The organism is Nocardia sp. CA-128927 (assembly GCF_050955855.1).
GTDB lineage: Bacteria > Actinomycetota > Actinomycetes > Mycobacteriales > Mycobacteriaceae > Nocardia.
This window is the reverse complement of record NZ_CP192087.1, coordinates 372557-399459: the sequence shown is the minus strand read 5'-3', so window position 1 is coordinate 399459 and position 26903 is coordinate 372557. Positions and strand designations below refer to the sequence as shown.

Annotated in this window: 36 protein-coding genes and 1 pseudogene; 7 read left to right on the top strand and 30 right to left on the bottom strand. The window is 63.6% G+C overall.

Features of this window, described 5'->3' with window-relative positions:
* Positions 1-3: 3 nt before the first annotated feature.
* From ACQPW1_RS01960 to ACQPW1_RS01880, 17 genes and pseudogenes are all read right to left on the bottom strand, one after another.
* On the bottom strand, positions 4-381 hold the full coding sequence (locus tag ACQPW1_RS01960) for a hypothetical protein (protein WP_433661062.1): 378 nt from the start codon (positions 379-381) through the stop codon (positions 4-6).
* Positions 378-1103, bottom strand: a complete 726-nt coding sequence (locus ACQPW1_RS01955) for a hypothetical protein (protein WP_433661061.1) — start codon at positions 1101-1103, stop codon at positions 378-380. The genes ACQPW1_RS01960 and ACQPW1_RS01955 overlap by 4 nt, the downstream gene beginning before the upstream one ends.
* Positions 1100-2308, bottom strand: a complete 1209-nt coding sequence (locus ACQPW1_RS01950) for a DNA-methyltransferase (protein ID WP_433661060.1) — start codon at positions 2306-2308, stop codon at positions 1100-1102. Before ACQPW1_RS01950 ends, ACQPW1_RS01955 begins: the two co-directional genes overlap by 4 nt.
* Positions 2305-2742, bottom strand: coding sequence for a hypothetical protein (locus ACQPW1_RS01945; RefSeq protein WP_433661059.1), 438 nt, complete (start codon positions 2740-2742; stop codon positions 2305-2307). The genes ACQPW1_RS01950 and ACQPW1_RS01945 overlap by 4 nt, the downstream gene beginning before the upstream one ends.
* Positions 2742-3665: a phosphoadenosine phosphosulfate reductase family protein gene (locus ACQPW1_RS01940; RefSeq protein WP_433661058.1), complete on the bottom strand. Its 924-nt coding sequence runs from the start codon at positions 3663-3665 to the stop codon at positions 2742-2744. The genes ACQPW1_RS01945 and ACQPW1_RS01940 overlap by 1 nt, the downstream gene beginning before the upstream one ends.
* Positions 3658-4695 (bottom strand): hypothetical protein, encoded by a 1038-nt coding sequence (locus ACQPW1_RS01935; protein ID WP_433661057.1) that lies wholly within the window; start codon positions 4693-4695, stop codon positions 3658-3660. The genes ACQPW1_RS01940 and ACQPW1_RS01935 overlap by 8 nt, the downstream gene beginning before the upstream one ends.
* A 70-nt stretch (positions 4696-4765) precedes the next feature.
* Complete coding sequence (locus ACQPW1_RS01930; RefSeq protein WP_433661056.1) at positions 4766-4921, bottom strand: hypothetical protein; 156 nt, start codon at positions 4919-4921, stop codon at positions 4766-4768.
* The gene (locus tag ACQPW1_RS01925; protein ID WP_433665598.1) at positions 4918-5460 is read right to left on the bottom strand and encodes a hypothetical protein; all 543 of its coding nucleotides are present in this window, start codon (positions 5458-5460) and stop codon (positions 4918-4920) included. The genes ACQPW1_RS01930 and ACQPW1_RS01925 overlap by 4 nt, the downstream gene beginning before the upstream one ends.
* Positions 5461-5658: 198 nt before the next feature.
* Positions 5659-6162, bottom strand: a pseudogene (locus ACQPW1_RS01920) (DNA cytosine methyltransferase); the annotation flags it as partial.
* Positions 6155-6574, bottom strand: coding sequence for a hypothetical protein (locus tag ACQPW1_RS01915; protein ID WP_433661055.1), 420 nt, complete (start codon positions 6572-6574; stop codon positions 6155-6157). The pseudogene ACQPW1_RS01920 and the gene ACQPW1_RS01915, both read right to left, overlap by 8 nt.
* A gap of 32 nt (positions 6575-6606) precedes the next feature.
* On the bottom strand, positions 6607-7467 hold the full coding sequence (locus ACQPW1_RS01910; protein ID WP_433661054.1) for a hypothetical protein: 861 nt from the start codon (positions 7465-7467) through the stop codon (positions 6607-6609).
* A complete protein-coding gene (locus ACQPW1_RS01905; protein WP_433661053.1) occupies positions 7464-8174 on the bottom strand; it encodes a hypothetical protein in 711 nt (236 codons plus the stop codon). The genes ACQPW1_RS01910 and ACQPW1_RS01905 overlap by 4 nt, the downstream gene beginning before the upstream one ends.
* Positions 8171-8518 (bottom strand): WhiB family transcriptional regulator, encoded by a 348-nt coding sequence (locus tag ACQPW1_RS01900; protein WP_433661052.1) that lies wholly within the window; start codon positions 8516-8518, stop codon positions 8171-8173. The genes ACQPW1_RS01905 and ACQPW1_RS01900 overlap by 4 nt, the downstream gene beginning before the upstream one ends.
* Positions 8515-8910: a hypothetical protein gene (locus ACQPW1_RS01895; RefSeq protein ID WP_433661051.1), complete on the bottom strand. Its 396-nt coding sequence runs from the start codon at positions 8908-8910 to the stop codon at positions 8515-8517. Before ACQPW1_RS01895 ends, ACQPW1_RS01900 begins: the two co-directional genes overlap by 4 nt.
* On the bottom strand, positions 8907-9080 hold the full coding sequence (locus ACQPW1_RS01890; protein WP_433661050.1) for a hypothetical protein: 174 nt from the start codon (positions 9078-9080) through the stop codon (positions 8907-8909). The genes ACQPW1_RS01895 and ACQPW1_RS01890 overlap by 4 nt, the downstream gene beginning before the upstream one ends.
* Positions 9081-9217: 137 nt before the next feature.
* Entirely contained in the window at positions 9218-9505 is a 288-nt protein-coding gene (locus tag ACQPW1_RS01885; RefSeq protein ID WP_433661049.1) for a helix-turn-helix domain-containing protein, read from the bottom strand.
* Positions 9502-9756 carry a helix-turn-helix domain-containing protein gene (locus ACQPW1_RS01880; protein ID WP_433661048.1) on the bottom strand — a complete coding sequence of 85 codons (255 nt, stop codon included), beginning with the start codon at positions 9754-9756 and terminating at the stop codon, positions 9502-9504. Before ACQPW1_RS01880 ends, ACQPW1_RS01885 begins: the two co-directional genes overlap by 4 nt.
* 276 nt (positions 9757-10032) lie before the next feature.
* Here ACQPW1_RS01880 and ACQPW1_RS01875 point away from each other — a divergent pair, with 276 nt between their 5' ends.
* The 4 genes from ACQPW1_RS01875 (at position 10033) to ACQPW1_RS01860 (ending at position 12482) form a co-directional block, all read left to right on the top strand.
* The gene (locus tag ACQPW1_RS01875; RefSeq protein ID WP_433661047.1) at positions 10033-10557 is read left to right on the top strand and encodes a hypothetical protein; all 525 of its coding nucleotides are present in this window, start codon (positions 10033-10035) and stop codon (positions 10555-10557) included.
* 20 nt (positions 10558-10577) lie between these two features.
* On the top strand, positions 10578-11102 hold the full coding sequence (locus ACQPW1_RS01870) for a DUF6932 family protein (RefSeq protein ID WP_433661046.1): 525 nt from the start codon (positions 10578-10580) through the stop codon (positions 11100-11102).
* The gene (locus tag ACQPW1_RS01865) at positions 11096-11977 is read left to right on the top strand and encodes a hypothetical protein (protein ID WP_433661045.1); all 882 of its coding nucleotides are present in this window, start codon (positions 11096-11098) and stop codon (positions 11975-11977) included. The genes ACQPW1_RS01870 and ACQPW1_RS01865 overlap by 7 nt, the downstream gene beginning before the upstream one ends.
* 187 nt (positions 11978-12164) lie before the next feature.
* Positions 12165-12482 carry a hypothetical protein gene (locus ACQPW1_RS01860; RefSeq protein WP_433661044.1) on the top strand — a complete coding sequence of 106 codons (318 nt, stop codon included), beginning with the start codon at positions 12165-12167 and terminating at the stop codon, positions 12480-12482.
* Between the two features lie 245 nt (positions 12483-12727).
* On the opposite strand, the gene ACQPW1_RS01855 is transcribed toward ACQPW1_RS01860, so the two are convergent.
* The 5 genes from ACQPW1_RS01855 to ACQPW1_RS01835 all read right to left on the bottom strand — a co-directional run bounded on the left by ACQPW1_RS01855 (position 12728) and on the right by ACQPW1_RS01835 (position 16438).
* On the bottom strand, positions 12728-12946 hold the full coding sequence (locus ACQPW1_RS01855) for a hypothetical protein (RefSeq protein WP_433661043.1): 219 nt from the start codon (positions 12944-12946) through the stop codon (positions 12728-12730).
* 108 nt (positions 12947-13054) lie between these two features.
* Positions 13055-13279: a hypothetical protein gene (locus tag ACQPW1_RS01850; RefSeq protein WP_433661042.1), complete on the bottom strand. Its 225-nt coding sequence runs from the start codon at positions 13277-13279 to the stop codon at positions 13055-13057.
* 329 nt (positions 13280-13608) lie between these two features.
* Entirely contained in the window at positions 13609-14703 is a 1095-nt protein-coding gene (locus tag ACQPW1_RS01845; RefSeq protein WP_433661041.1) for an LGFP repeat-containing protein, read from the bottom strand.
* 1164 nt (positions 14704-15867) lie between these two features.
* Positions 15868-16014 (bottom strand): hypothetical protein, encoded by a 147-nt coding sequence (locus tag ACQPW1_RS01840; protein ID WP_433661040.1) that lies wholly within the window; start codon positions 16012-16014, stop codon positions 15868-15870.
* A 112-nt stretch (positions 16015-16126) separates the two neighbouring features.
* Positions 16127-16438 carry a hypothetical protein gene (locus ACQPW1_RS01835; protein WP_433661039.1) on the bottom strand — a complete coding sequence of 104 codons (312 nt, stop codon included), beginning with the start codon at positions 16436-16438 and terminating at the stop codon, positions 16127-16129.
* Between the two features lie 147 nt (positions 16439-16585).
* Between ACQPW1_RS01835 and ACQPW1_RS01830 the strand changes: the two genes are divergently transcribed.
* Both ACQPW1_RS01830 and ACQPW1_RS01825 read left to right on the top strand, forming a co-directional pair.
* Positions 16586-17806 (top strand): matrixin family metalloprotease, encoded by a 1221-nt coding sequence (locus ACQPW1_RS01830; protein ID WP_433661038.1) that lies wholly within the window; start codon positions 16586-16588, stop codon positions 17804-17806.
* Position 17807: 1 nt separating this feature from the next.
* Positions 17808-18554, top strand: coding sequence for a hypothetical protein (locus tag ACQPW1_RS01825; protein WP_433661037.1), 747 nt, complete (start codon positions 17808-17810; stop codon positions 18552-18554).
* Positions 18555-18620: 66 nt separating this feature from the next.
* Here the strand turns inward: ACQPW1_RS01825 and ACQPW1_RS01820 are convergent, their stop codons facing one another.
* From ACQPW1_RS01820 to ACQPW1_RS01805, 4 genes are read right to left on the bottom strand one after another with little or no spacing between them, the layout of a single operon-like run.
* Positions 18621-19220, bottom strand: coding sequence for a hypothetical protein (locus tag ACQPW1_RS01820; RefSeq protein ID WP_433661036.1), 600 nt, complete (start codon positions 19218-19220; stop codon positions 18621-18623).
* The gene (locus tag ACQPW1_RS01815; protein ID WP_433661035.1) at positions 19205-20050 is read right to left on the bottom strand and encodes a hypothetical protein; all 846 of its coding nucleotides are present in this window, start codon (positions 20048-20050) and stop codon (positions 19205-19207) included. Before ACQPW1_RS01815 ends, ACQPW1_RS01820 begins: the two co-directional genes overlap by 16 nt.
* On the bottom strand, positions 20050-20364 hold the full coding sequence (locus tag ACQPW1_RS01810; RefSeq protein ID WP_433661034.1) for a hypothetical protein: 315 nt from the start codon (positions 20362-20364) through the stop codon (positions 20050-20052). Before ACQPW1_RS01810 ends, ACQPW1_RS01815 begins: the two co-directional genes overlap by 1 nt.
* Entirely contained in the window at positions 20364-20936 is a 573-nt protein-coding gene (locus tag ACQPW1_RS01805; protein ID WP_433661033.1) for a hypothetical protein, read from the bottom strand. The genes ACQPW1_RS01810 and ACQPW1_RS01805 overlap by 1 nt, the downstream gene beginning before the upstream one ends.
* Before the next feature lie 409 nt (positions 20937-21345).
* On the opposite strand from ACQPW1_RS01805, the gene ACQPW1_RS01800 reads away from it, so the two are divergent.
* Positions 21346-22020 carry a hypothetical protein gene (locus ACQPW1_RS01800; protein ID WP_433661032.1) on the top strand — a complete coding sequence of 225 codons (675 nt, stop codon included), beginning with the start codon at positions 21346-21348 and terminating at the stop codon, positions 22018-22020.
* 113 nt (positions 22021-22133) lie between these two features.
* Here ACQPW1_RS01800 and ltrA read toward each other — a convergent pair whose 3' ends face one another.
* From ltrA to ACQPW1_RS01780, 4 genes are all read right to left on the bottom strand, one after another.
* Complete coding sequence (gene ltrA, locus ACQPW1_RS01795) at positions 22134-23411, bottom strand: group II intron reverse transcriptase/maturase (RefSeq protein ID WP_433655162.1); 1278 nt, start codon at positions 23409-23411, stop codon at positions 22134-22136.
* 524 nt (positions 23412-23935) lie between these two features.
* Positions 23936-24889, bottom strand: a complete 954-nt coding sequence (locus tag ACQPW1_RS01790) for an amidase domain-containing protein (protein ID WP_433661031.1) — start codon at positions 24887-24889, stop codon at positions 23936-23938.
* Positions 24890-24942: 53 nt separating this feature from the next.
* On the bottom strand, positions 24943-25257 hold the full coding sequence (locus ACQPW1_RS01785; protein WP_433661030.1) for a type VII secretion target: 315 nt from the start codon (positions 25255-25257) through the stop codon (positions 24943-24945).
* A gap of 268 nt (positions 25258-25525) precedes the next feature.
* Positions 25526-26881 (bottom strand): peptidoglycan DD-metalloendopeptidase family protein, encoded by a 1356-nt coding sequence (locus tag ACQPW1_RS01780; protein ID WP_433661029.1) that lies wholly within the window; start codon positions 26879-26881, stop codon positions 25526-25528.
* Positions 26882-26903 lie beyond the last annotated feature (22 nt).

Below are 26903 nucleotides of genomic sequence, written 5' to 3'. Positions count from 1 at the left end.
TGGTCAGCTCACCTGCCGTGGTTGCGGTGGGCCGCCCTGTTGCGTGAGGACCTCACCGACGGGATAGACCAACACGCCGTGGGGGCCGGGTTTGCCGGTGATCAGTCCGCGGGATGCCCAGGTGCGGATGGTCGAGACAGGGATGCGCCAGAAGTGCTCGATATCGGCGGCCGACAACTCGGCATCAAGCGCGTGTTCGACCAGGTGCGCGGGCAGCTCGACCGGTGCCACCCAGCCTTGTCCGAGTTCGACGGCACGCCGGTCGAGTTCACTACATCGCTGCGGAGCGGCTGCGTACAGTGCGGCGCGGTAGGAGCCTGCGATCTTGCGGGCGCGCTGTAGCGCGGTGTCGCCGGGGAAGGGCCAGGGGTCGCTGGTCACGATGCTCGTTTCGTGTCGAGGACACCGACGCCGTTGAGTCGGGCGAATTCTTCTTTGGCCCAGACGGCTCGGCACGCCTGGCAGGTGACCTTCTCCTGGTCTGATGAGGAGGTCAAGGCTTTCACACCGCAGACGTGACACGGGTCCGGCAACCAGATGCGGGTCTCGTTGAGGCCGAGCACTTCTCGGGTGCGCCGGTGAAGGTCGGCGAGACCGAGGACCGCGTCGACGCCGTCGAGGCCGACATGGATGAGTTCGTCGCCCCCGTCGGCGCGTGGCGTCATTCGCCAATGGTGTCGCCATGTCTGGTCGATCAGGGTGCCGAGGTTTGCTGCCACGATCGCCACACACTTCTGGACGCACTTCTGACGTTGAGTCGGCACGGGGTCGCCGCGGGTGATGATCCTGGCCCAGGTGAGGGTTTCGTCTTCGATAGCGGATTGGAGGGTGTCGATATCGAGGCGGATCGGGATCGAGTACGGCGTCGAGTGGGTGACCTTCGGTGCTCGATCCTTTGGTGGGGGCTGGAGTTTCGCGGCTTCGAGCAGCAGCCAGTCGTCGTAGAGCTGGCGGATCGAGGCGAACGCGGACTCCTCGCAGGATCGACACAGTGTGTCGGGGCGTTCGATTCCGCCGCCGTGCCAGCGTCCCTCGTCGTCACGGACGCGGGAATGGCAGCGGGTGCCTTGGCGGCATTCGTGGATCGGTTCGCCATTGGTCATGAGGCGGCTCCGAGGTCGAATTCACCCTGGTCGAGCCTGGTGCGAAGTGACAGATCGAGGTAGGCGCTGTTGAGGTCGATGCCGATGTAGGCGCGGCCGTGGCGGTGGGCGGCCAGGCCGGTGGTGCCGCTGCCGGAGAACGGATCCAGCACGATGCCTCGCCGGTAGTCGTTATGGCCGCAGTCGCTCCAGCCGGTCGTGCTCGGGCGGGCAAGCAGGTATTCGCGGAAGTAGCCGCCGAGGGCCTGCTTGGCCTCAGCGGCCAGGCGCTGGACCTCGTCGGTGTTCTTGCCGGTCCCGGTCTGAGACTCGGCCGCCTTGCCGCTGTCGGTGATCCCGACCGCACGGATCGCGTTGATGTGCTCGTCGGTCAGTCCGGCGGCCTCGGCGAGGGCTTGTGCGCGGCGGGCCTGCGTGCGGGAAAGATCGAGGACAGCAACGCCTTTTGTTCTGGTCGGCGCTGCACCGCAAGTGCGGCAGCGGCGAGGCGGGCAACCCGCTCGGACACAGCGTTCGGCGATCGCGGTGGCCATGACCGCGAAGTGCGCGTCGGCGAACGGCTGGTTGGCTTGCTCCCAGAGATCGCCGGGGTTGCCGCCGGCCGGATGTGCGGCGGTGTGGCGGGCTCCGTTGGCGGCGAGGTTGGTCTGGGCGTTCCACGGTGAGGCGATCGAGTTCGGTTTGGTGGTGCGCCCGCTGCGGGAACGCCGCGACGCCGAACGATCTCCGGTGTAGGGCTTGCGGATCGCGTCGAGGTCGAACCAGTACCGCTTGGAGCGGGTGAGCAAGAAGATCAGCTCATACCGCGAGGACAGCCGGTCGGCCGCGCTCGAGGGCATGGCGTTGGTTTTGTACCAGACCACCGCGTTACGGCGGATCCAGCCGTCGCGCCCCAGTGCGAGGGCCACCATCCACGGTATGCCGACCAGGCTCTTGTCGAGGTAGGTGTCGCCGAGGTTGAGCCAGCACGTCCCATCGATGGTCAGGACGCGCCGAACCTCCGCGAACACCGCCCGGAGCGTCTCGACATACTGCTCAGGTGTCACTTCCTGCCCGTATTGGCCGCGTACGCCGTAGTCGCGCAGCCCCCAGTACGGTGGCGAGGTCACCACGCAGTCGACGCTGTTGGCAGGCAGGTCGCATAGCACCTCGAGCGCGTCGCCCAGGTGCAAGGTGGTGACGTCGTCGCGGTGATAGGGGCTCACGATGGTTCCTGTTCGGTCTGGGTGCGAGTTACCTCCGCGATGAGCGCGGCGACCGCGCGAGCGCAATCGGTAGACAGCGAAACGATGTCTCCGGTCGTGGTGCGCCAGACGCAGGGTTCGGCATTGAACAGCGAGAGCTCGTCGGCCCATTGCGCGAATTGTTCAGGCGCGTCGATGGTTTCGGTGTCATGGTCCCAGCGGACTCGCCACCACATGATCTGCTCGGGCGCGGTCTGGGTGATCGCCCATTCCTCGACGCGTGCCGGGTCATTGTCCGGGCGTGCGTTGTGCCCGATCAGGAAAATTCCGGCCTCGACAGGGTCGGTGAAGACGCGCACGATCTGGTAGTCGGCCCCGGTACCGCTGATGATCACATGCACGGCCGGACCGTCATGGTTGAGGGCCAGAAGCGGTCGTCGGGTGGTGGGTGCCATCAGGATGCCTCCTCGTCGAGATCGAACAATTGGAGCTCGCAGTCGCTGCACAGCGGTCCGGCGCGGCGGGATCGGGGGCCGCAGCCATGGCCCCATCGGTTGAGCGGTGGTCGATGTCCGGCGGCGGTGACCTCGGCGGTGATCGAGTCGATCTCGGCGGCGGTCTCGGGGTACCAGGCGCGGATCTGTTCGAGCTCACCGGGTTTGGCGAAGGCACCGCACAGGCACTCCCCGGACATGTGCAGCAGCTGGCCCACGGGATTGACCGGAACATCTCCGGCGAGCTGGCGGTAGGTGTTCAGGTCCAGCACGGTCCAGTTCGCGATCGGTGAGATCCAGATGACCGAGCCGTCGCGCTCGTGCAGAGGGACGCGGGCTCGGCGGCGTGACTCCTGGCGCCTGCGTCCGGCCAGGAACACCACGCGCTCGTGGCGCGCGTCGGTAACCAGCTTGCGGCGGGCTTGGCGCAAGCCGCGTTCCTTGAGCCGGGAATACATCTTCGGATGCATCGGCGGCCCAGGAAATCCATGCTCGATCACCAACTGGCGAAACGTTTTCGGTGCGATCTCTTCCAGCAGCGGCAGTCCCCATTCGAGGCAGGTCGCGCGCACGAACTCGCGGGTGGCTTCGATGCCGATGGTGGTGTTGCAGTGGATCGCGTGCGTGGCGCGGTGCCGGAACAGGTGCGCGAGGGCGGTGGAGTCGTTGCCGCCGGAGAACAGCACGCACACCGCGACGACGCGGTGTGCGCCCAGATGCGTCGCGAGGGCATCGCTGAAGATCTGCTCGGCCTGCTGTCGCAGTCGCAGGACACGTTCGGTGCGACCGGCCGCGTCGAGTCGGGCGACGTCCTGGATCGGGGTCGGAGCGTGGAGGCCGGGGCGTAGCGGGTCGACGGCGTCGAAGAGGGTGTGCTCAGCCACGGTGGTCCTCGGTGGTGTGCCAGTGATCGAGGCTGGTCGGGGTGCGGTGGTCGCATCGCACGACCGGCGGATCCGGATGCCGGACCAGCAGCTCGGCGGGCGGGTTGCGCCAGCGGCCGTCACACATTCCGCACTCGTGGCCAGCGTCGCGGTCGGCCCGGACGGTGGAGCGAATCTCGTTGGTATGGGCGCGTTCCCACGCATCACGTGCCTTACGTGTCTCGCCGCAGGAGCGGCACGGCGGCGGCGAGGGTTCGTCGCGGTGCTGTGGGCAGCGCCGTGGCGGAGGTTCGCTGCCCGCGGGTGCGACGTGAGCTTCCGTAGTTACGTCACCACCACTAGAAGGTGTGGGGTGTGGGGTGTGGGTGCTGGGAATCGGGACCGAATTCGATGGGTGATTCGATTGGTGTTCTTCGCTCGGGCCAGGAACGGTATCGGCGACCGGTTCAGGATCGGTGTTGTGAACCGGATCGGTATTGGTGATCGGATTGGTATTCGAGATCGGTTCGGTAATGGTGTCGGGAACCTGAATTGTGTTGGTGTAGCCGACCGTATCGAGATTGGGCATCCTCAGCAGTTGCCCGAGCCGCTCGGCGGAGTCCTTATGGCTCCACGAGCTGTACTCGGGATGCTCGCGGCGCACCCGTTGGATCTCGGTGACGATGGCCGCACGCAGGGTCCGCGACGCGGCACCGTAATAGGCGGTGGTGACCGCAGCGGCCATCTTCGGGTTGCGCAGCAGGTTGTCGCGGCGAATGAGCGAGCGGACCAGCACTTCCTCGGTCATGATGTCGACCAGGATGTAGCGGCGTCGTTCGAGTTCGCTTGCGGCGGTGAGGATCCTGGGCAGAGTGAGATCGCTGGCTCGGCCCACGAGCCTGTTCGGGCGCCAGTCGGCGATCCCGCAGTAGGACAGGGTGGGTTCGGCCAAAAGCACTCGGGTATAGAACATTTGCGCGTCCGCCGTCAGCGATTCGAAGTCGACGTCGCCATTGATGCTGAGAAAGAGTTTCGCGAACTCGCGAGCCACAGCTCCTCCTTTCGGTGTCGTGCGGGAAGCAGGAATCGCGGTGGGCGCGCCGCGCGGACGCGGAAGGTGTTCATGCCGCGCTCCTCTCGCGAGAGAGCCGTCGCCGTTCTGCGGCGGCGTGGTAGTCGCTCCAGCGCTGGGCGGAGGAGAAGCCGAGTGCTCGCGCGATTGTTTCGAGGTCGCTTTCGGACACGACGGTGCCGTCGGCGTAGCGCAGGACCCTCATGCCACCTCGTCCAATGGCTGGCGCCCGCGCAGATACCGGTACGCGGTGACCGCGCACGGAACGAGGACGCTGTTGCCGATGATGCGCAGCTGCTGTACTCGGGAGAGTCCGATCTCGGGATCGGTGACCCATGACGGGGGCATCATCATCATCCATTCCGCGAAACCTGGTGACAGGCGAGGGTTTCCGTCACGATTCGGCTCGGCGGGCGGCGGGGCTGGACGGGTCAGTGCCTCCTGCCGGGCGATCGCGTCCGCGTAGATGCCCCAGGTGCTGGCCTCGGATCCCGATGCGTGCTCGGTGTCGGTCCTGTCGACGCCTAGCCCGCGGTACGGGTCGTGGGTGAGTGCGTAGATCTCTGAAGGCAGCATGAAATCACCGCCGGATCCTCGTTGGCGTGGTGAGCCTTTCGCTCCGTCGCTGGCTCGCGGCGTCGGCAGCAGCGTTCCCTGGGCGTGCGCGCGGGCGATGCCGCCGAGCAGCAGCTCCCCGATCCGGGCACCGGAGCGCGAGACGTGTCCGCCGGTGCCATCGGACACCGAGGGCACCGGCAACAACCTCAGATCCGGTCCACCGCGTCGGGCAGAGTGTCGTCGCCTCGTGTACGCGGTCTGCCCTTTCGAGTCCGTCCGGGCGGATTGGCCTTGCCCTTGTGATCGCGCGACATCGGAGTGGGCAGCAGCGTGGGCGAGGATGAAGATTCGGCTTCGTCGGTGGCAGGCTCCGATGGCGGACGCACGTAAGCTCGTCCACTCCGCATCGAGCCCGAGCGTGGCCAGCGCGCCGAGAACGGCACCGGCAGCTCGGACACTAGATCGATCTCGGTGCTCTCCCACAGCATCCGGTGGGGATTCCATTGCGCGTACGGCGTAGGCACTTAGTATTCCTTCGACATTCTCGATGAGCACATGTCGAGGTTCGAGTGCCACGATTGCCTCGGCCATGTAGGACCAGAGCCCGGAGCGTGTTCCCTCGCCAAGGCCGGCGAGATGACCGGCGAGAGAGACGTCCTGGCAGGGAAACCCGCCGACGAGGACGTCGACGGGTTCTACGTCGTGCCAGCGGACTGCGGTGATATCGCCCAGGTTGGGCACCTGCGGCCAGTGGTGGGCGAGTACCCGGCTGGCGGCGGGGTCGTTGTCGCAGTGCCAGACCAGCCGTGATCCCGGAAAGAGCTGTAGTGCTGCGAGATCGAGTGTTCCAGCGCCGGAGAATAGCGACCCGATCTTGATCTCATTCATCACCGTCGATGCCTTCGTCTGTGTCGAGTGGTGGTTCGCTGGCATCACTGGCGGATGGTCCAGTGGCTGGCTGAGCAGAGCCTGGCAGCAGGTGCGCCTTGACGCGCGTCGGCTCTTTAGGACTGATGTGTCGCCGTCCGAGTTGGTGCGTCATGCAGGGATGCCTGCGGTCGAAGCTGGTGAGCTGGCGGCCGTCCGCGACCAGCGTCGGCTTCTGGGGTGTCGACGAGATCCAGGTGCGATTCCCGGGTGGGACACTCACTCGGGAAGGCGCGTGCCCCCGCGAGATAGAAGCCTTGTGGTGCGGGTTGCTCGCGAGGTCGGCGAGGGGCGCGGTCTCTTCGTCGGCGGTTGTCTGCGTGCTGAGGTAGCTGGCTGTCGGCTGGTTCGCCGCGATTGCGGTCATGGTCACATTTGTCTCCGATTCGATCGGGTTGAGTTGTCTCAGCGAGGCTGGGGGAAGTTCTCGCGAGTCCAGCCGCCCTTGGGGCGTTGGAGTTTGGAGACAGAGCGGTTGTCGCGCCACAGGTTCCACGCGGTCACGCCCAAGCCGAGGACCTCACGATCGGAGGTCCGGACCTTGGTGGCACGAATGTTGTCGAGACGCTCGCGCAGCGCCAGGATCGGCGACCCGGTGATCAGTCCCGCCCCGGAGTCGAGCATCGTCAGGAACTCGGTGGCCGCGGTAGGGTCGATCTCGGACAGACGGATCCCCAGCGCGCAGGCCACGGCGGGGCGGCATTTGATGCGCACCGCGACACCGGAGAGGTCCTCGGCGCTGCGGACGATTTCGGGATAGGCATCGGCGAACTCGACCACCCTGGTGGCCGAGATTGCGGTGCGCACCCGGTCGCCGAAGAGTCCGTCTTCCATCCAGACGATGTAGACGCGCAGCGCGGCGGCGACCAGTGTGGTGTTGCGGCGTGAGAGCCCGGACAAGGCCAGTTGGTCACCCGGAGTGCGTTTGGCGCCTTGGTCCATGGTGATCTGCGATTCCTCGGGCAAGCCCCGAACGACCAGCATCGGCAACACCAGCCCGCTGCCCTTTGTGCGCTCCAGCGCACTCAGTCGATGTTGGCCGTCGAGGAGCTGGCCGCCGATACTGAACTTGATCGTCTCCCCGTTGAATCGCCAACGGCCACCAACCATGTCGGCGAGGCACTGCTCGACGCGCGCCGCGCGCAGGGGCCGGTTCTTGTGGTTGCGTGTCAACCACCGGGAGGCGATGTCGGCGTCGACCATCACCAGTTCGGCCAAGACGTTCTCGCTGGGATCGGGAGACGTGGCCACCAGGTGCATGCTCATGGCGTTCCTTCTGTATCGGGTTGCGGCAGAAGATCAATGACGGTTTGGACGGCGTCGCGGGCTCGGAGGAGATCGCTGTGATGTTGTGTGCCGAGCTGCGCGGCATAGCCCTCGAAGCGGTCGTCGCCGCAGAGCCGTTGGAGCCGTTCGATGCTTTTGCGGAGCTCGCGGGCGGCGGCCCAGAACGAGTCCGGCAGCGGGGTGCGGCGAGCGCGTGGAGGTGAGGTGGCTTCTGGTTCCGGCACGCCGGGGCCGGGCGTTGATGGCGGGGTTGTGGCTGAACCGGTTTCGGAGCCGGGATCGGCCGGCGAGCTTGCAGGTGTCGGTTTGGTGAGCACTGCTGGGTAGGACTTGCCGTCGAGGCCGGTCACCGTGGCGCCAGGTGTGGTCCTGGAAGACACCTGGCCCAGGTCGGTGCCGATGGTGCGGGTGCTGGATCGCAGCGCGGAGGCGATGGCGCGGGTGGACATGCCGATCTCGTGCATCGAGGCCACGACCTCGCGGCGCTGTTCCCGAGGTAGACGCAATCGAGTGGTGTCGAACTCCTTGGCGCAGTACTCGTCCCAGGACGCGTAGCCCAACGCGGTCCAGACACGGGTGGTGAACGCGCGCATGATCAGCTCCCACACCGCGTCTACCCCCGCACGGATGCGGTCGGTCAGCTCGCGTGCCGCCGAAGCGGAAACCAGGGACTCTGCGGTGCTCACCGCCTCGTGGCCTGCCGGTCCGGTTGCGAGCGAGTACCACCAGCCTCGAGGTCAGTCATCGAGGAAAGTGCCAGCAGGTCGATCAGCTCGAGCAAATTTTTGCGTGCGTCACGATTTTCGAGGTCGATGCCTGCATAGACCCCGTGTTTCCACCCTCGTTTGACAGTGGCCAGGCCGAGTCGGGCGCAGTTGAGTCGCACCGGGCAGCTTTCACAGATGCGGCGCGGGGTTTCCCGGTCGGCCGGAATGGGTCTCGAGCCCGCCCTGGTGTGGGAGATGGGAAAGAAGACTTCCGAATGCACGCTGCGGCATTCGGCGCGCTCATGCCAGTCGTCGTGGCTCATCGGCTGCCCTCGGCGATGGCGGCTAGATCTCGGCCGAGTTGGTGCAGGTCACTGCCGACCGGACTCGACAGCAGTCGTCGCGCGAGATTGCCGACCTGCTCGACCATTGACGGGCCATCGGCGCGGTCACCATCAGTGTTCGAGGCGAGGGTGACCAGTGCGAGCTTGGCTGCCTCGGATTCATAGATCGCTGCCGCCAAGGTGATCGCCATCGACGCTTCTTGCAGGTGTCGGTGCCGATCGAGCACTCCGGCCGCGGCATCGAGATTCTCTGGCAGGCTCCGGTTGCGTTGGGGCCCTTGCGGAGACTGTGCCAGCGCAAGGCGCACCGAGCCGATTGTCGCCGCTTCCAGCAGATCGGCCACTTGCCGAAGATCCTCATTGGCCTTCATGCCGCCGACCCCCCGCCGTCGTAGTCGTAATCGGTGTCCTCGGACGGTCGGTTCGACGGCTCTGGATCTGTGTCGTCGTTCTGGCGGCGCAACCGCGCTTGAAGGTCGGTCACCGGCACTGCGTGCGGGCGGTCGTGGCGATGGCGTCCACCGCGTTGTTTGTTCGACATCTGTTCTCCCACAATGTTGTTCGATGTGATGTGCGTCCTGGGAGCGCGAGCTCTGAGGGACTCGCGTGGCCTCTCCCAGGACGCACGCCCCCGGCGCGGGTCGGCGCGGCCTGAACCGAGGGAGCCTGTTCGGGCGCTCATGCGCGCCGAGGAGGTCGCTTTCGGCGACGAAATGCTGGCGCGGGCGGCAGCGTGGCGGGCGCACCGGCAGGCCGGGCGGTCAGGGCCTGCGCTTGCTGGATGTCGGATTCGGTCAGATACCACTGGCGGCCAGCCCGATGACCGGGCAGCTCACCGCTGCGCAACCTGCCCAGATACCAGCCCTCGGTCTGCTTGAGGATCGCTGCGCCCTCGGCGACGGTGAACGTCGGCTCGACCTGGGCCGCTGGGCGGCCCTCGTCGTCGGGGTCAGTCAGTGCACTCACACTGCACCACTCATGTTGCGTGCATATATATCGCTGACTGTGTGTTCTTTGGACACGAAGAGAAGATCTGTGGGTACCGCGAGAGCCTCCGCGATACGCGCGGCCAGTTCTGGCGTGCAGCTGCGTTTGTCTTCCTTGCAGAGCTGCCCGATGAAGCTCCGCGAACATCCAGCTTTCCTTGCCAACGAGTCCATGGTGCCGCCTCTTTGGCGCATCAGCGCCCGAAGTGTCTCCCCTGATGTCAATCGCATCGCGATCCTTCCCGCCCCGGTGGACCTATGTTCGAATGCGACCGATCGTGCCAGGTAGACGCGCTGATTTCAAAGAGTCTGTGAGGTTTCTGAATGTTGCCGGTGGATGAAAGCTTATGCTTGCTGTTGGTACATACCTCACAGCCTGCGTATTCTCCGACTCGGCGTTGCGTCAGCCGGTGGATAAAAAGTTCGCCTTCTGGTCGAGCGAAATGGTGGGCAGGCCAGTGGAATCGGGCGTCGCGCAAACAGACGACGCCGGAACGGAGGGCGATCATGAGCGAGTTGCTACGGCTCGTGCAGAACCACCTCGACCGCTGGGGGGTGAAGAAAGCGGAGTTCGCCCGGCGGGCAGGCACCACACCGCAAACCCTGTACACCTGGGCAAGCCGTCCCCTGCGGCAACTTCCCGACAAACACATCCTCGACGGGATCGCCCGCCAAGCGCGGTACCCGGACTGGCTCGTCTTGGATGCCGCGTTGATCGACGCGGGCTATCGCAGCAGCTATCCCGAGGTAGCCGAGATCCGTCAGCGGCTCCGCATGCTCACTCCAGATGATTGCCGTGAAATTGCCCGCGAGGCAGGCGATCTGGCCGACTACGCTGAACTCAGACAACAGCGAACCCTCAGTGACCCAGACCACGTTGCAGGGGGTGCAACGTTACCGCACACTCAGGCACGAACAGCGGACTCTGGCTACCAGCCCAGCCCGTGGATCGAAGATCTGCTGGACAACGGGCGGAAGGCGCGACAGGCGATCGCGCCGGAGAGCGAGGGGGAACACGCTCGCGAGGGCTGAAACGACCAGGGAGGGGAAGCATGGGTCTGCCGAGATGGACCGCCGACGGTCTACTACCGACGGGTTGCTGGCCAGCAACTTTGGCCGAGGTCCACGAGAGGCTCGTGGTCGACGCGAAGCACTCCGACACCCGACAGGTGGTCTTCTACGGATTACAGGCATATCTCGGTCAACTACGGGAATTCATGACCAGGGGACACATCTGGCTCGACGGAAGCTTCGTCACCCGCGACGGCCAACCAGGCGCCGGGCGGGATCCGGCGTTAACACTTGCCGTGTTTCCCGCGAACCTGGCCGAGTTGGAGTTGCTGACAGGGGAAGGACGCAGCCGGTTGAGACGACTGTTCACGATGAGCGATGTGGTCATCGGCGGGGACGGCCGCACGAGCTCATACCTCGGGGCAATCCATCCCGTCGGCTTTCACATCGCCGCATACCTGGGCACCGACACCGACAAAGAGCACTGGCTACGTGGGTGGGCTACCGGACTCGACGCGGAGGAGGCCGCGCTCGCCGACCGAGGGTTTGTGGAGGTGCCATGGTAGATAGCACCCCGTTTCGCAAAGCCATGGCGCGCCACCATGGCAGCAGCCTGGTCGAAGAATTGCTCAGATCCTCACTCTGGGCCGCCGAGGCTCAATACTTCCCAGAGGCTCACCCGCGGCTGATCGTGGATTCCGACGACGGCGTGTCTGCTCGCGATGCGCGCAAGATCGCCCTCGCGCTGACCAACGCCACCGCGCTGTTCGCCCACCACCGCATCTCCCCACATATCACCCGGACTATCCACGACCTCGACCAGTCGCTCGTGCCAGAGCTCACTCGGCTGGTAATGACTCCCCACATGATGGTTTTCGGGCTCCCGCCCGAAGCCCGTCCGGCGAACCTTTCTCCCGAGACCAATGCCGCGTCGAGCGTGCGCGCGGCGTTGGAGTTGTGTCAGACGCTTCCGTCGACCGCCGACGACTGGCTGACCGTGGAAACACTGCAGTCGCTGCCGAGCAGCTTGCGAACGGCCGTCGGGTTAGTGATCTCGGTGATAGCCGAGACGAACCGATCACTGGGAATCGAAATCCAGTCCTCAATAGGTGCGGACCGTTCGTTGGTGACCTGCGAGCACGCGCTCGCGCTGCTCAACTCGCCCCTGCTAGACGATCCCCTGGCCAAGGAAACCATCACGAGCACAGGCATTCTCGACGCCAGCAGGACCAGCCGCCGAACGTTCTATCTCGTCAGCCCTGACGACCCAGGCGACAGCGACATCTACGGCACGGTAGTCGAGTCCGCACTGCCGTGCCTTCCTCCATTGTTCGGACGAAAGGTCACAGCACTCATCAGCTCATCGATGTATCGCACCGCCGAGGGGCAGATACAGGCGAGCTACCGTCTCCTGTCCGTCGCCCCCGAGGACGAGCAGTAGGACTGTATGCCGCGTTGAACGCGAGGGGGGAACCTTCACCCTGGCCGGCGAGGCTCCAAAGCCTCGGCGGCCACCGTCTGCGGGCTGGTGATCGCGTAGGTCTTGTCACGAACAGGCTGGCGGCTGGTACGTACGCCGTCGGCTACCGCCCCGCTCCACGACGAGTCACCGAGTGGAAGCAGCAGTGATGAGTGAAACAGGTACGGTCCGCGAATGGCACGCCGACGAAGGCTGGGGCGTGATCGGCGCCGCGTCGGTCCCCGGTGGATGCTGGGCGTGGTTCGCTGCGCTGAAGACCGGGCGCAGGCATCTGGTCGCCGGTGAGCAGGTGGAGTTCGAATGGGAGCCCGCCGAGCAGGACGGGTTCGAGTTCCGGGCACTGCGCCTGTGGCCCGCGGGAGCAAGTCCTGTCGAGCCAACTCTTGATCGCGACGCGGGAGTCACCACCATGGCCGCATGGGACATCGACCCCGAGACCTTGCAGCGCCATCGAATAGACGAATAGACGATCTCAGTGGTCCGAATGCGCATCCCCACAGCGCATCGCCGACTTGGCGGCCCCGGACGTGTGGCGAGCCGATCGCGGCTCCCCACACGTCTTTGCTCCCCTTGGATCAGCGGCTTTCAGGTGTCGAGTGCCCGGACCGATGCGGACTCGACAGCTCTGCCTTCGACGCACAACACACAACACCACCTCGAGAAGCTTGCTATCAACTTCTTTCGGCATTCATGACACACCCAGAGTCATGCTCAGCCGTTCTGGTCGGTCGTCGTTACTACGGAAGCGAAGAGTTTCCCGCCGATCTCGATCACCGAGTGCGATATGGAAACAACTGTTTCGTTCTCCCGTTCGAAGCCGACAGTCGCCGCTGTTGCGGCATGATTCGATAGGTCCCGATGCAGCTCTGCGAGGGTATCGTACGGGCCGAGTTCGATGGTGTAGACCTCATAGACGTGATCGTCACTCATAGGCGTGACGATACAGACCGCGCGGTCCTCAGGTGGCAGTGCCTGTAGTCCGGTCCGGTGCGGTCTGCAGACCGTAAACCCTGCAGACCGCACCGGACAAGCGAGCACTCAGCGGTGAGGTGTGGTTAGACCCCACGAGGAGGTCGGCGCTTTCGCGATATCGAGATCTCGCTGCCCGGGATCGACCCAATTGACAGCGACAACCACATAAGGCGTTTCACCGACGTCCACGGCGACGTTCACCGCGCCGCTTTCCCTCGCATAGTGACAGCGCCCGGGATGCGATGGTGCGACATTCGGTTCCTCGATGCACTGCACGATATCGGCGTCCATTTCGTTCGGCGCACCGTCCGCCCCGACCGACCGGTACTTCTGCACGATCACCGCCCATGGCTCGAATGGTGAATCGATAGTGAGCGCGAAACCACTCGATGCGATCGGGTTCCATTCGACGGGAAGCGCCGGTTCGAAAGTTCCGCCGCCCCATCTGTCCGGCCAGGAAAGAGCAAGCAGCGGGATCGGGCTTCCGTCGACCGATGCGCGCGGCCGCTGTGTCGGATGATCCCGTGCCGATGGTGGCTGGCCCGCAGTCGATGCCTGAGGGGGCGCGTGCGAGCAACCCGTCAGCGCCCACAACGCGAGCGCACAGGCCAGGATGGATCTCAGTTTGTCTGGCAGGTCAATTCACCGCCCGGCGGATTGTCCATGTAGGCGGCCTTACGGTCGGTCTGACCGTTGGGGAAGGTGTACTCCCCGCTGCCGATGGTCATGTATCGGAAGAATCGTCCCGGCTCACACGCGACGGCGGAAACGACCTTCACGGTTCGCGAGGTCTTCACATTTTGTGCCGCTTTACCGCCATCGACGATTTGCTTCCCGGACTTAGGAATCTGCGGCAAGCTCTGCGGAACTCCCCACCACCTCAGCCGATAGCCCGCAGCTTTGGCGAGGTTCCGTAACGGAACCACGGTGCTCGGACAGGTCGACTTGACTTGTGTGTGAATCTCCTTGGGATACAGCAGCGCCCCATTGGCACGTGCTCGGGAATCGTGTGGATTGGCGACGATGATCCGGCACCCGATCTCGGGAAGTGGGTCGCCGTCAGGATCGGTTTCTCCGTCGTCATTCACGCGGAGGCTCTCGGGGTCCTCGACCGGCGGGACATCCTCCTCGACCGGCGGGACGTCCTCCCGGACGGTGGGGGTTCCGGGGTCGCGGTAGTCGGCCGAGCCACGCGGAAGGTTCGACGGTGCTACATCACCCGGCCTGCTCGGATCGCCGGGACGCCAATCGAGGGTGCCCCGATTGAAATTCTGCGCCCAGCCACCCTCGAACTCGTACTCGTTGGTGGTCGGGTAGCCGAAGCGACCCGCCTCCCAGCCGCGACCCGACCAGTTGTCCCGGATCGCGCCCCACACCGTGAATGCGGCCGGACCGTTGGACGGATGCCAGTAGATCGATGAGTTCTTCTGAAAGTGGTTGTATCTGCCGGTGTTATCCGGGGGACGTAGCTCATCGGTCGTCGGATAGCCGTGGGCGCCGCCTTCCCAGCCTTTCCGTGCCCACTCGGCTCCGATAGCGCCACCGATCTGATGCGCGTCAGTGGCCAGTGACCAGTAGATCGAGGAGTCATTGGTGAACGACGTGCGCTTTCCCGCGCCGTCGAGGTTGGTCAACTCATTCGACGTGGGCAGTCCCAGAGCGCCTCCCTCGCCACCCAATTCGTTGTACTTGTCCAGGATGCGTCCACACACCATGAACCAACTGTTCAGCGCCGGATTCCAAAAATCGGCACACCCCGGCAACGCCCGCACCTGCGGATTGTGCTCAGTCTCCTTGCGCGGCTTGGCCACATTCCCGTTCGGCCCATCGGACTCAGGCCTCGGCGGCATCGTCTCACTCGGTTGCGCTGCAGGGGCGGTGTTCGCATTCTCCGGCGCGGGAGTCCGGTTCGACGGGGTAACCGATCCGGTGTCGGTCGGTGCCACGGGCGGGTTGTTCGCGTCCGTGGGAGCGGGTGTTGTAGTGGATGCCGATGCACTGGGGGTGGGTGTCGTCGTGGGTGGTTCGGCAGCGGCGGTAGCCGTCAGCGTGAGCGTCGAGAGCACAGCACCGGTGAGTGCGAGTACTCGGGCATCGAGGCGTGGTCCACGCCCGGGGCGAGAGAGATTGGGAGTCATACCACTTCCTGTGTTGCGGGCCCCGTTCCCGGAGTCGCCGCTGGTTAACTATTCAGTCGGCAATCGTTGAACAGACCGGGACGTTATCAGTTCGTAACACTCGCCTTCAAGCGCGTATATACGAATTAACCTGGTCTAACAACGCCGATATCGCGCCTGAGGCAGCGAAGCAAGCCTCAAGCCGTAAGTTAGCTAGCAATTCGCTATAAAGTGCTTCGTGCGGGCGACTCAGGTGTCATGAACAATCGCCTCACTGGCCACCGACGCACCCAAAGTGGTGGCCGCCATCGCTTCCTCCCGCGTCGACGCCCAGTCCGGACATGGACCCGGCCGGATCCCATGCCCCCGATAACCGGATCGGTTCGGATTAGCAACGACCCCCTGACGAAACAAACGGGACAAAGATGAGACTGTCACCTGACTCGCCGCCAGCATCCGCAGCGCACGCTCCGCCGGGGATATCGGAGCTACCCCACTCCGGGCAGGGCCGAATGACTCGGCTCAGGCGTTGACCGCGTCAACACCTGACCCTAACGTTTGAATTGTGGAATGCGCTGAATCACGCTGAATTGCAACGAGTTTCGCTGGTCGCAGGACTTTCCTGCGGAAATGGATGGGTTCAAATCCCCTATCCTCCGCCACAGGATGCCCCTGATCTGCGACATGCTCGCAAATCAGGGGCATTTTCGTTACGGCTGCCGGTGATCCCTCAGCGCTGCCACGAGCCGATGACTGTCGGCGTCACAAGGCGGCGAGCAGCATGGGCAGGGATCGGTCGAGTTCGCGTTGCCAGTAGGGCGGGCTGTGGGTGCCGCGAGTGAGGTGGACGATCGGTTGTGCGCCCAGCTGCTGGAGTCGGTCGGCGACCGCGCGGGTGCTTTCGTGCATTACGGCCTCGGTGAGATCGACCGCATCCGGGAATTCGGCTGCGTGCCGGTCGATTTCGCCGAACAGTGGTTCACGCTGGAGGTCCGGCGGATCGAATTCGCCTGGCGCGCCGTCACCGCTGGACAGGAAAACCGGTATGCCAGTGAGCTTGTCGGAGAGGTAGTACGGGTCGTGGGCTGTAGAACCCGAACATCGGCATCCCAGGGACGACGACCAGCACGTCACGCAGTTGTGGCAGGTCTGCGACGTTGGTGTCGGTGGTCCAACCGGTGTGGTCGCCGTCCCCGCCCGGCAGCAGATACAGCACCGGCCATCTCCGGTGTGGTTCGCGATCGCGCCATCCCTGCGGCGTGATCAATCGGACGACCGCATCCGCACCGAGACTCGGCGAGTGCAGCACCAGATCGACAATGCGGGAGTTCATCTGGGGAATTCACTCTGTTCGAAATGTGCCACGCTATGGGCGACCGCCCATCGAGCGGGACATCTGGGGGCGGCTTCATTGAGCCAGTAGGCATTTCGATAGATCGAGCCATCGAATGTCTGCTGACGAAGGTGACTAGGAGGGGACATGACATCCAGTCAGCACAATCAGCGACGACGACGGACTTCCGCGGTCCGTGCAGCCGCCGTACTCGCGACGATCATCACACTCGCCCTCGATCCGATCGGCGCGTCGGCACGTCCGGCTGATCCGCCCTACCCCATCGGCGGCGCGATCAAGGTCGAATACGACGAAGCAGGCGGGTTCGGCTTCTTCGGCAACGCCACCAACCCGGAGTCCGATGCCAGCCGCGGCGGCCGCTGGCAGGCATTCGAGCGGAATTCCTCAATCTACTGGCACCCCTTGGTTTCCAATGGTCACGCGAATCAGATCGGCGGTACCATTCGAGACAAATGGGGTGAACTCGGCTGGGAGAACGGGGCGTTGAAGTATCCGACGACCAGAGAACTCCTGACACGCAAACCTGGACGGTTCAACAACTTCGAGGGCGGGTCGATCTACTGGTCCGGTGGCACCGGAGCACACAACATCTGGGGTGGTATCCGGGACAAGTGGGCCACACTGGACTGGGAGAACGGCAAACTCGGCTTCCCGACCAGCGACGAGTTCGGCACCCGCAACAACGGCGCCGGTCAGCACATGGAAGGCGGCGAGATCTACTACTCACCACGCAACGGCGTGTACCCGGTGTGGGGAGCGATCCGCGACCAGTGGGTAAAAGCAGGCTGGGAGAACGGGCGATATGGGTACCCGACAAGCGATGAAGTCGATGGCGGGAACGCACGCGGCGACAACGGGTTCGAGGGCAAGTGCCAGTACTTCGAAAACGACGTGATCACCTGGGGCTTCTCGAACCCGCTCTACAACAAGTCGTTCTCGTCGGTCTACACGGGCCCGGCGGGGACTCAGCTGGGCCTGTTCAACCGCTCCAAATACAAAGCCGAAGTCGAGAACGGCGTCAACAAGTGGAACTCGAAGGGCCGGGTGCGGGTGGTGATGCCCGGTGCCGAGAACCCGGTACTGCAGGTGGTGGACGTCAATCGGTCCGACGGCGAATTCGTCGGACACTACGACCCGGCCGTCCAGATTCAACTCAATTCGTACTACCTCGACCAAGACAAGTACCGCGGTGACCCGACCCGCAATGTCATCCTGCACGAGATGGGTCATGCCCTAGGGCTGCACCACAGTTGCGAGAACAACATCATGATCGCCCGAGTCAGCTCACAACTCGAGTTCGGTCCGCTCGATAACAGTTCCTACCAGGCGATGTGGGGAGGGGCCTGACATGCACACACCCAGCAAGTCGATATCCACCTGGGTTGTTCACTTGTTCGCCGTCTCGGTGGCGGCGGCAATCGTGACAGGTTGCGGCGACACCGACTCGCCGCCGCCCCTACCACCGGCGACGATCAAGCACGTCGAGACCGATTTGGCCGTCGACCCCGCTGATCGCGAAGCAGTCGCCGGCTGGGCAGATGCCATCTTCGTTGGAACAGTGGAGGAGAACCTGCACACCGAGGCTTCAGGGAACGCACTGCCAGAGACCCAATTCCGGGTGTCGGTCGCGAACGAGCTGAAGGGTGATCTACCCGCGAAAGTGGTGGTCAACCAGTTCGGCGGTCTCAACCATCGCGGGGAAATCGTCGTCGTCAACAACGCGCCGCTGATCGGCCCTGGGAAGACCTACCTCTTCATTACCCGCTACTACGCCGAGAAGAAATGGCTCACCATAGCGACCGGATTGGGTACCCGCGAACTCACCGGTCCGGAAGCCGACGCCGCAAAGCGGGCAGGCAACAATCCCGCCCTCCGTGCGGCCGAACCCGACGTTGTCAAAAGTACCCGCGATGCCATCGCCCACCAGAAGCCCTTCGGCGACGAGGCCGCACGACCGAAACTTCCTGACCCAGCAAGCCTTCCGTCGAACGTCACCGGCATACCAACGCCGACGAAGACGCCGAGCACCACACCGAAACCGACTGGCAGCACTACCCCGAACACGAGCCCTCCGTCACCCACCCCAACCAGATAGCCGCCCGCGCTGAGGACCGACCGCCCACCTCCACACCAGGAGGGCGGTCGATTCTCCTAGGTGTGATCACCCCTTCAACGCGCGGATCATGTCCACCAGTGTTTGCGCGCCCGCTCGGGTCAGTTGGTCATCTCGCGTCGTTTGGTCTTCGGTTGCTCTGAAGTGGAGTTCACCCTTCCAGCCGTCGATGGTGGCGGTGAGGTCGACGGTGAGCAGTGCGGTGGCGGGATCACCTCCCTTGGGCAGCGGCTCGGTGACAACCTTGACGTTCACGCCGTCCACGGTCAGAACCTTGGTCGGGTAGTTCTCGTTCGTCGGCGGAGGTTGGGACAGGGTGTGATCACCGTCGACGATGCGAAACAGCGATACGTATCCAAGGTTCGGCCACGCGGACCCGTCGGCCATCTCATAGAAGCACCCGTTGCCGCCGCCGATTTTGTCGGTCAACACTTTTCCGCCCGCACCAGGACTGACCTTCAGGCTCTCGGTACCAGCTCGGGTGGCGAAGAACTGCTTCGTAGAGTTGCACAACTCCCCGATGGTGTGGTTGCTCGGCGGTATCTCATCGCCTCCGGGATGATCGCGGGTCAACAGACCACAGCCCGAAAGCAATGCTGCCAGCACCGAAATTACAAGCAGCTTGCGCAGGTTCATGTCGCCTGCCATTCAGTGCTGGGAGAGTTTATATTGAAGTCGCCGGAATCACTGCTCGGCCAATGGTTATTGTAGAATCCCTTCGGGTTAGACGTAGCGATAACAATATCGTTGATAGCTCCCCGTTGAGATATTAGGGCCCGGATGAACTGCTCGGTATATTCTATGGCGTTGTTGATTATCTTTTCGAGAGCATCAATTGCATCCGATATTCCGAACGGTGCGGCGACGAAGGTTGCAATCTTGAGGAGAGCCGACCCTAGGGAGGTAATTAGCTCCGCTACGTCCTGGACAATCGTAGAGTAGAAGTCCCATGCCGTATCCGACACCTTGGCGAGCGCCGAGCTCAGCTTGGTGCAGGTCGATCTCGCGGAGTCCATAACGGTGTCCTGAAGCGTGCGGGCCGCTGTATACTTGAGGGCCGCTGCACCTGCCCAGTAACCGGTGACGCTGCCTTTGGCCACCTCGTTGCTCTGCGCCTTTCCGATCTGGATCTCCAGTTGGGACCATGCCTCGCTTGTCTGTAAGAAGGCGATGGGTGCCTTCAAACTGTCGACCGCACTCTGCAGTTTGTCCAAGAGTTCCTGGATCTTCTTCTTGATCTCTTCCTTGTGTTCCTGCAGGTAGCCGGTGAAGTCGTCCTCGGTTGTCGCGCCGTAGATGGCACCGGCAACTGCACCGGCCAATCCGAAGAAGGTCGCTGCCTCGACCTCGGCTGCGGCGATGGCCGCCTTCCGAAACGCGTCATCTACTTTGGCAGGCTGGTCCCTGATCTCCGCAATCTGGTCCGAGAACTGATCGAGTACGGTGTTGATCTCGTCCAGAGATTTCTTTCCGTCCATCAGTTATCCTTTTCCAGCTCGATCAAGACGTTCGCGAAGTTCTGATCCTGCTCCTGAAATACCTTGGCGACATGGTCCAGAACTCTGGCGATGGAATCTGTTTCATCTCTGCCCTCGACCAGCCTGTCGTACATATATCGTGCCGCCGTCATCTGGGCGTCCCAGGTTTCCCGGAACAGGCCCCAGGCAATGTCCTGATGACTGAAATGGATACTCTGTGCCTGCATGGCGGCGACAGTGAGAGCATCCGACGCGTGATCCCAGTTTCGGGCAGCCTGCACCAGCTGGTTCAGATCCGCTGAGAAATTGACCATTACGAGTTCCTCATCAGGTAGCGCTTGTATTCCGCGAATTCGTGTTCGAGCTCATCGTCGGTGCGGTCGGCCCATGCCCCGTCTTCGTGGAACCGTGGGCGCTGTTGCCGGATCTGATTCGCGCAGTCGAGGATGTCGTACGCGATGTAGGACGGGCTGGCCGTGGCAGCCCATCGCGGATCGATCTCGATGCTGGCGATGCGAGAGAGGCTGGCGGCCAACGTCATCGAGGGCACTCCGAAGTCGGTGACCGGTCCTCGCCCGACGAATTCGTCACCCTGCCGCAACGAACGTTCAACCATCTCGAATTCAGTGCGGGACCGGGTGTCGAGGAGCGTGATCAGTTCTGTACGACGAGAAGGAGATACGGTCAATTCGGTCCACCTGCCCGAGGCGATGACAGGCGCGTCATGCCGCCAGAGCGCCACGTAATAGCCGGTCATCGCCGCCTCGGAGAGATCGGGTGGATCCAGGCGGTCGTGGATATTCTGGCTGACCTCGACATCCGTCGGAAGGCGACCTTCGTCGAGATTCATTGTGAACAGGCCGATTCCGATCAAGCCAGTGGCCACTTCTTCCCCCTTCTGTCTCCACTGCAGTGGGATCGTTCCGCCGAATTGCCGCGATCGAATCGAGTGAGAACGGGCAGCAATTCATCGCGCGAACCCGTAATTCACCAGCCCCCTCGCGGCACCCGCGATGCTCCAGCATCCAGTGGTTCGTCCCCTCAGGCTGTCGCCGACCGACCCTACCGTTCTGCTGATCGCCCGGGCAAGGGCTACGACGCCGCTGATCGGTCGGTCCTACCACTGCGCGCTTCCACGCGAATCAGGTCGGGGGTAGCGTTCGCAACACATAGGGTGAACTCGGTTGGGGGAACGGGATTTGAAGTATCCGATGACCAGAGAACTCCCGTCACACACGCCTGGACGGTTCCAACGTTTCGAGGGTTACTGGTCCGGTGGCGCCGGGATTTGTCTGATGGTTGCCGCACTTCTGACCGCAGTGGTTTTGGCGGGTTGCGGTGCGGCGGTGATTCATGAACCGCCGCCGGGGAAGATTGTGCACGTCACGGTGGACTCGGCTGTCGATCCAAATGATCGCGAAGCTGTCGCGGGTTGGGCCGATGCGATCTTCGTCGGAACGGTGCAGAAGTACCTGAGCACCGAGGCCCCTGAGTCCAGAACCCCGGAGACCCAATACCAGGTGTCAGTCGTGGACGAACTCAAAGGTGACCTGCCCGCCACAGTGGTAGTCAACCAACTCGGCGGCACAGCGCGTAACGGCGACATTGTCGTGGTCGACAACGTGCCACCGCTCGACCGCGAGAAGACCTACTTGTTCACCACGCGCTACTACGCCGAGAAGAAATGGCTCACCATGGCGTTCGCTCGCGAACTGGCCGGCCCAGAAGCCGAGGCCGCACAGCGGGCCGGTAAGAATCCAGCCGACCGTGCAGCTGAGCCGGAGGCCGTGAAACGCATGCGCGACGCCATCACCCATGAGAAACCGTTCGGAGACGAGGTCACCCGACCGAAACTTCCTGACCCCGCAAGCCTTCCGTCGAACGTCACCGGCATACCGACGCCGACGAAGACGCCGAGCACCACACCGAAACCGACTGGCAGCACCAACCCGCCCTCCCCAACCAGATAGCCACCCGCGCTGACGGGCTGCTCCGCCACCGAAAGGCCCTGACCGCCAGGGTCGGGTGGCCCGAGGGGATTGCACCCTCGGGCTCCCGCAGATCCCGGCGTGAAGGTCTCCCTTCACCGGGCTCCTGTCGTCTTGATCATCAGCGGATAGGCCACCCAACGCCAGTGGGCGAAGGCACGCGGGTACTCGGTGGTGGTGCGTTCCCAGTACTCCCTGGCCTTGCGGCGCGGCCGTAACCGTTTGAACTTCTTGCGGATCCACCGCACCAGGTAGGTGTTGATGCGGGCCAGAAGGTTATGTATCGCCGAAGGGTAGAACGCCCCGTAATAGTTCATCCAACCCCGGACGACCGGATTGATCATCGCGGCGAGTTCAGCCCAACCGAGATCGGTGCGGCGATGTAACCGCCACCCCCGTACCGTACGACCGAGCCTGGTCAAAGCGTCCTTACTGATCGCGGGCAGAAACGAGGTGAACACCCTGCCCTGCTTGTCGCGAGCACTGCGAGCGCGGAATGTGTAACCGAGGAACGTGAACGACGTATGCTCAGCCGAGCCCCGCCGTTTGCCGCCCTTGCAGTACACGATCCGGGTCTTGTCCGGATGCAACCGCAACCCGACCTCGCTCATCCTGTTCTCGATCGCGGCCAGCACCAGGCGAGCCTGGCGTTCGCTGACGCAGTGCACGATCGCATCGTCGGCATAACGTTCGAACACGACATCGGGGAACTCCCGGACCATCCACATGTCGAACGCGTAATGCAGGAACAGGTTCGCGAGTACAGGCGAGACCGCGGACCCCTGCGGGGTACCTCGATCTCGTTGCGCCACAGTGCCATCGGGCAGTTGAAGCGGCGCTTCGAGCCACCGCTTCACATACAGCACCACCCAACGCTGATCGGTGTGCGCCTGGACCGCTTTGAGCACGAGATCCCAAGGGACACTGTCGAAGAACTTCTCCACGTCCAAGTCGATGACCCAGTCGTATCTCCAACACCGCTGCCGAGCCACCCCGACCGCGTCCAACTGCGACCGCCCCGGCCGGTAACCATAAGAATCCGGATGAAAGATCGGCTCGACCCTCTTCTCCAGCCTCGCGGCCACCACCGTTTGAGCGATCCTGTCCGCAATCGTGGGCACCCCGAGCATCCTCGTGCCCGCGCCATGCGATTTCGGTATCTCCACCGCTTTGACCGGAGGCGGAAAGTAGCTGCCCGACGACATCCGATTCCAGATCCGATACAGATTGTTCTTCAGATCGGTTTCGAACTCCGCCAAGCTCACCGCGTCCACTCCCGGCGCACCCTTGTTCGCTTTGACCTTCTCGTATGCCTCCTGAACTTCCCACTTGAAAATCTCGAACGACTTCGCTGACGACTTCAGCTCGCTCACCACAGCTCCTCCCGGACCACACGGCCCGGTTGACAGGACAAACAACAGCCACAGACGACCCGGCCCCTTCGCTCCACACCCATTACAGAAGCTTCACCACTACTACGAGCCGGTCCGCCGGCGCACCCCGCGACGGGGGTTTCCCTCTCGCCGCCGATCTACTCGACGAAAACGGTTTCAGGGCACGCCTTCCCACGTTCCATGCCAAAGCCGCAGACCAGGCTCATGCCGCCTCAATGCCGGACGCCACCTGACCATCAATCGGGACAACCTGTCAGGCCCAGCTCCCGCAGCCCGGAACATGGCCACGGTTTCGACGTCACTTCGAACGTAACGACACGTCAACAGCGGTTCGGGTTCACTCATCTTCCTGGTCCCCACCTGACGCCTCTCACGACGCCTTTTCCACATCGCTCACCACGACGGTCTTCAGCCAACGCAGCATGTGGCGGTTTGAAGCCTCCGCCCGAGCGGCGACTCCGAAGGGCCAAACCTTCATCTCTGGCACAGCATCAACTCCAAGCTCAGCTACCTACACTGACCTCCTCGTTGTTCGTGGCACACGCTCCGGCGTTGGCGCCGTCGTTCAACTCGTATTGGACGATGTCGCCGGGCTTCAAGCCTGCCTTGCTCAATGCCAGCGGATCTGCGGAAGCAGTCGTGGTGTTGATCGCACCGGTTTGTACCTCGGTGCCGCTGGGGGTTCCCGATTGAGGATTGTCCCTGAGCAGATATTCGTGCAGATTGGGTGCACCGCCCCACGTATACGACTTGTCGACTTTGACGGTGTCATCGTCGTAGTACCACCGGCCGTTGTCATCGCGGTGCATTTGCGGGACGCCACCGTCCCCCTCATCCTTGAATCCGCCGGCGCGCAGACACTGTGAGACGAAGTTGGTGCAATCCGCGTCACCCAGGTTCTCGTAGTCAGGATTGCGACCCAATGCCCAGCGGTTCGCGTACTCGACGGCCGCAGCTCTTTCCGGCGAGAGGACCGGGTTGCCGTTGCTGTCAACGTTGTTGGTAATGGGCGCCATTCGACGAATCTCGTCGATGGCCTCCTGGATCTTCGGTTTCCACTGGGCGTCCGCCTCGGCGATGGTGGTGGCGAAGCTGACGAGGCTGCTACTGAGGTTGGCTGCCTCGTTCTCGTCGGTCATGCCGTACACGGTCCATGCCTGATCGTTGCCGATGACGACCGGCTCTACCTCGTGCATCCTGACGAGTTGCTCGAGCTGCTCGACCGAGTATTCGATTGCCCTGTGCAGACTTTCGGATGCGCTCTCGAGGTCGAAGTATGCCGTTGCCACGGCGCGCATTTCGCGTTGCTCTCGGTCGGCCCGGTCCTCGGCGGCATTCTTCGCGGCGCCCGACCAGCTGAGGTCGTCGTGCAGCGTGCTGTGTACCGAGGTGGAAGCCGCGGCAATGGCGTCACCGATCTTGCCCGCGTTGGCGGCCACATCTTTCAGGGCTGCCACGTTCCACGATGTCACTTGATCCCGTGTCGGGATCGATCCGGTAGGACTCATCGTCATCGGCCCCCGTGCGGATCTCCCGAGTTCAGATCACTGAATGCGGCCAACTTGCCGGCCGTCGCGGTGTCGGTATCGGTGTATTCATCAGCAGAGATCTTCAGGAGGTTGCCGAGTTCCTTCATCCTGGCCTGGAGTACCGCTTTGGCCTGGCGGCTTGCATTATCGGCGTCGGTGAACAAAGCAGCACAACCCAATCCGTTCAACTGGGTGGCTACAGTGGCTCCGCCGAGCCGAGTCCAATGGTCGACATTGCCCGACTCCGTGAACAACTTTGTGGCCGCTGCACGCAAGCTGGCCGGTTCGACTTTCACAAGGCACCCCCTTCAGCCGAAGAGACTATCCTAGGAGTTCGCGACATCGTTGCTGGGTCTGCTGACTGAAGTCACGTTGTTCACGGCTCCAGGTTTCGCCAGGCGGCGGAAATGGCAGGGCAGGACACACATTTCGCATCCCGACCTGCCATTTTCAGACCACCACTGCCGATCCGCCGCCACCTTCGCACGTCCAGGATGCCGATCGAGCTGGCGGCAGCCTAATTCGACAAGCTGTCAGCCGACCACCACAACCAAATAGCCGTCCTCAGCGCGGGTTCGGGAGGCGGCGGCGGGGTGTGGTTGCGGCTTGTTCGCGTAGTGCCGCGGCGATTTTGGTGGGTAGGTCGTCGATGGCGCGTTGCAGGCGTTCCAGGGCGGCGGGGAGGTCGATGGAGGATTCGTGGACGCGGCCGTCGACGTTGAGCAGGTATCCGGCCATGGTGTCGAGGGGTTGGTCGGTGTCGCTGTAGTGGGATCGGGACGGGTAGAGCTGAGTGAGTTCGCGGTGGATCTCGTCGAGCTGGCGTTCTTGGTCGGGGGTCATGTCGGTGTCCTTTCCGAAGAGGGTGTCGAGGGCGGGTTCGCCGCCGCGTACGGCATTGACGTCGATGAGGTGACCTGCGACGTTGGCCGTGGAGGAGAACTGGAGGATGTCGATGTGCTTGCCACCCATGGGCGCCCAGCCAGGGTGCTCGTCGCCCGGGTAGAGGTGGCTCGCGAAGCCTTCGCCGGACACGTAGTGGCTGTTCCAGATTCCGACGGGCAGGTCGGCCAGGGAGGGTGAGCACATGTGCCCTGACCAGTACCAGCGCGGGAGGTAGATGGGCAGCAACTCGAAGCCGCGGGCGGTGAGTGCGGTGATCCGTGCCGACAGGTCTTCGATGCTGCCGTCGGTCTCGAGGTCCTCGTAGTCGATCTGCAGGCGGCAGGCGCCGCCGGAGTGCGCCAGCGCGGTGTCGGCCTCCAACTCGGGATCGGTGCCGACCTTGCAGAACACGTAGCCGCCCCAGGCTTCGGGGAAGTGGGTCTGCATCTCGGTGCGGGCGCGCGGCCAGCAGGGATCGGGCCAGGTGCCTTCGGAGATCTTGTGGGTCGCGAACGCGAAGCCTTCGCGCCGGGCCGCACCGAAATCGAAGCCCCGTTGATGGTTCGAGATATCGATGCCGAACATCGTTGACATGCTTGGCCTTTCGTTCGGATAAGCGGCCGCGCCGAGCCAGGGCAGCGGCTCCAGACGACCCGGACCCGGTGGTACCCAGGTGAATTCGTGCACTTCGACGTGCACGTGCGGGGCGACGCCCGCGTTGGTGGCGGGATCGGGATCGATGTGGGCGATGCGTTGCCCTGCCTCGACGCGCTGGCCGACAGCGACTTCGGGCACGACGTGCCCATAGACGGTGTAACCGCCACCATCGGTGACGTCGTGGTTCAGGCACACCCAGCGGCCGAACCCGTTCGCCGGTCCGACGTGGTCGACCCGCCCGCCCGCCATCGCGTAGACGGCGCGGCCACCGCTGCCGCCGGGCCAGCCGAAATCGACGCCCCAGTGCCAGCCGCCGTCTCGAAGCCCGAAGCCGGAGGTGACGCGGTAGCCGCGTTCCATCGGCCAGTATCTGTTCATCTGATCCCCCCTGGAATTCCGT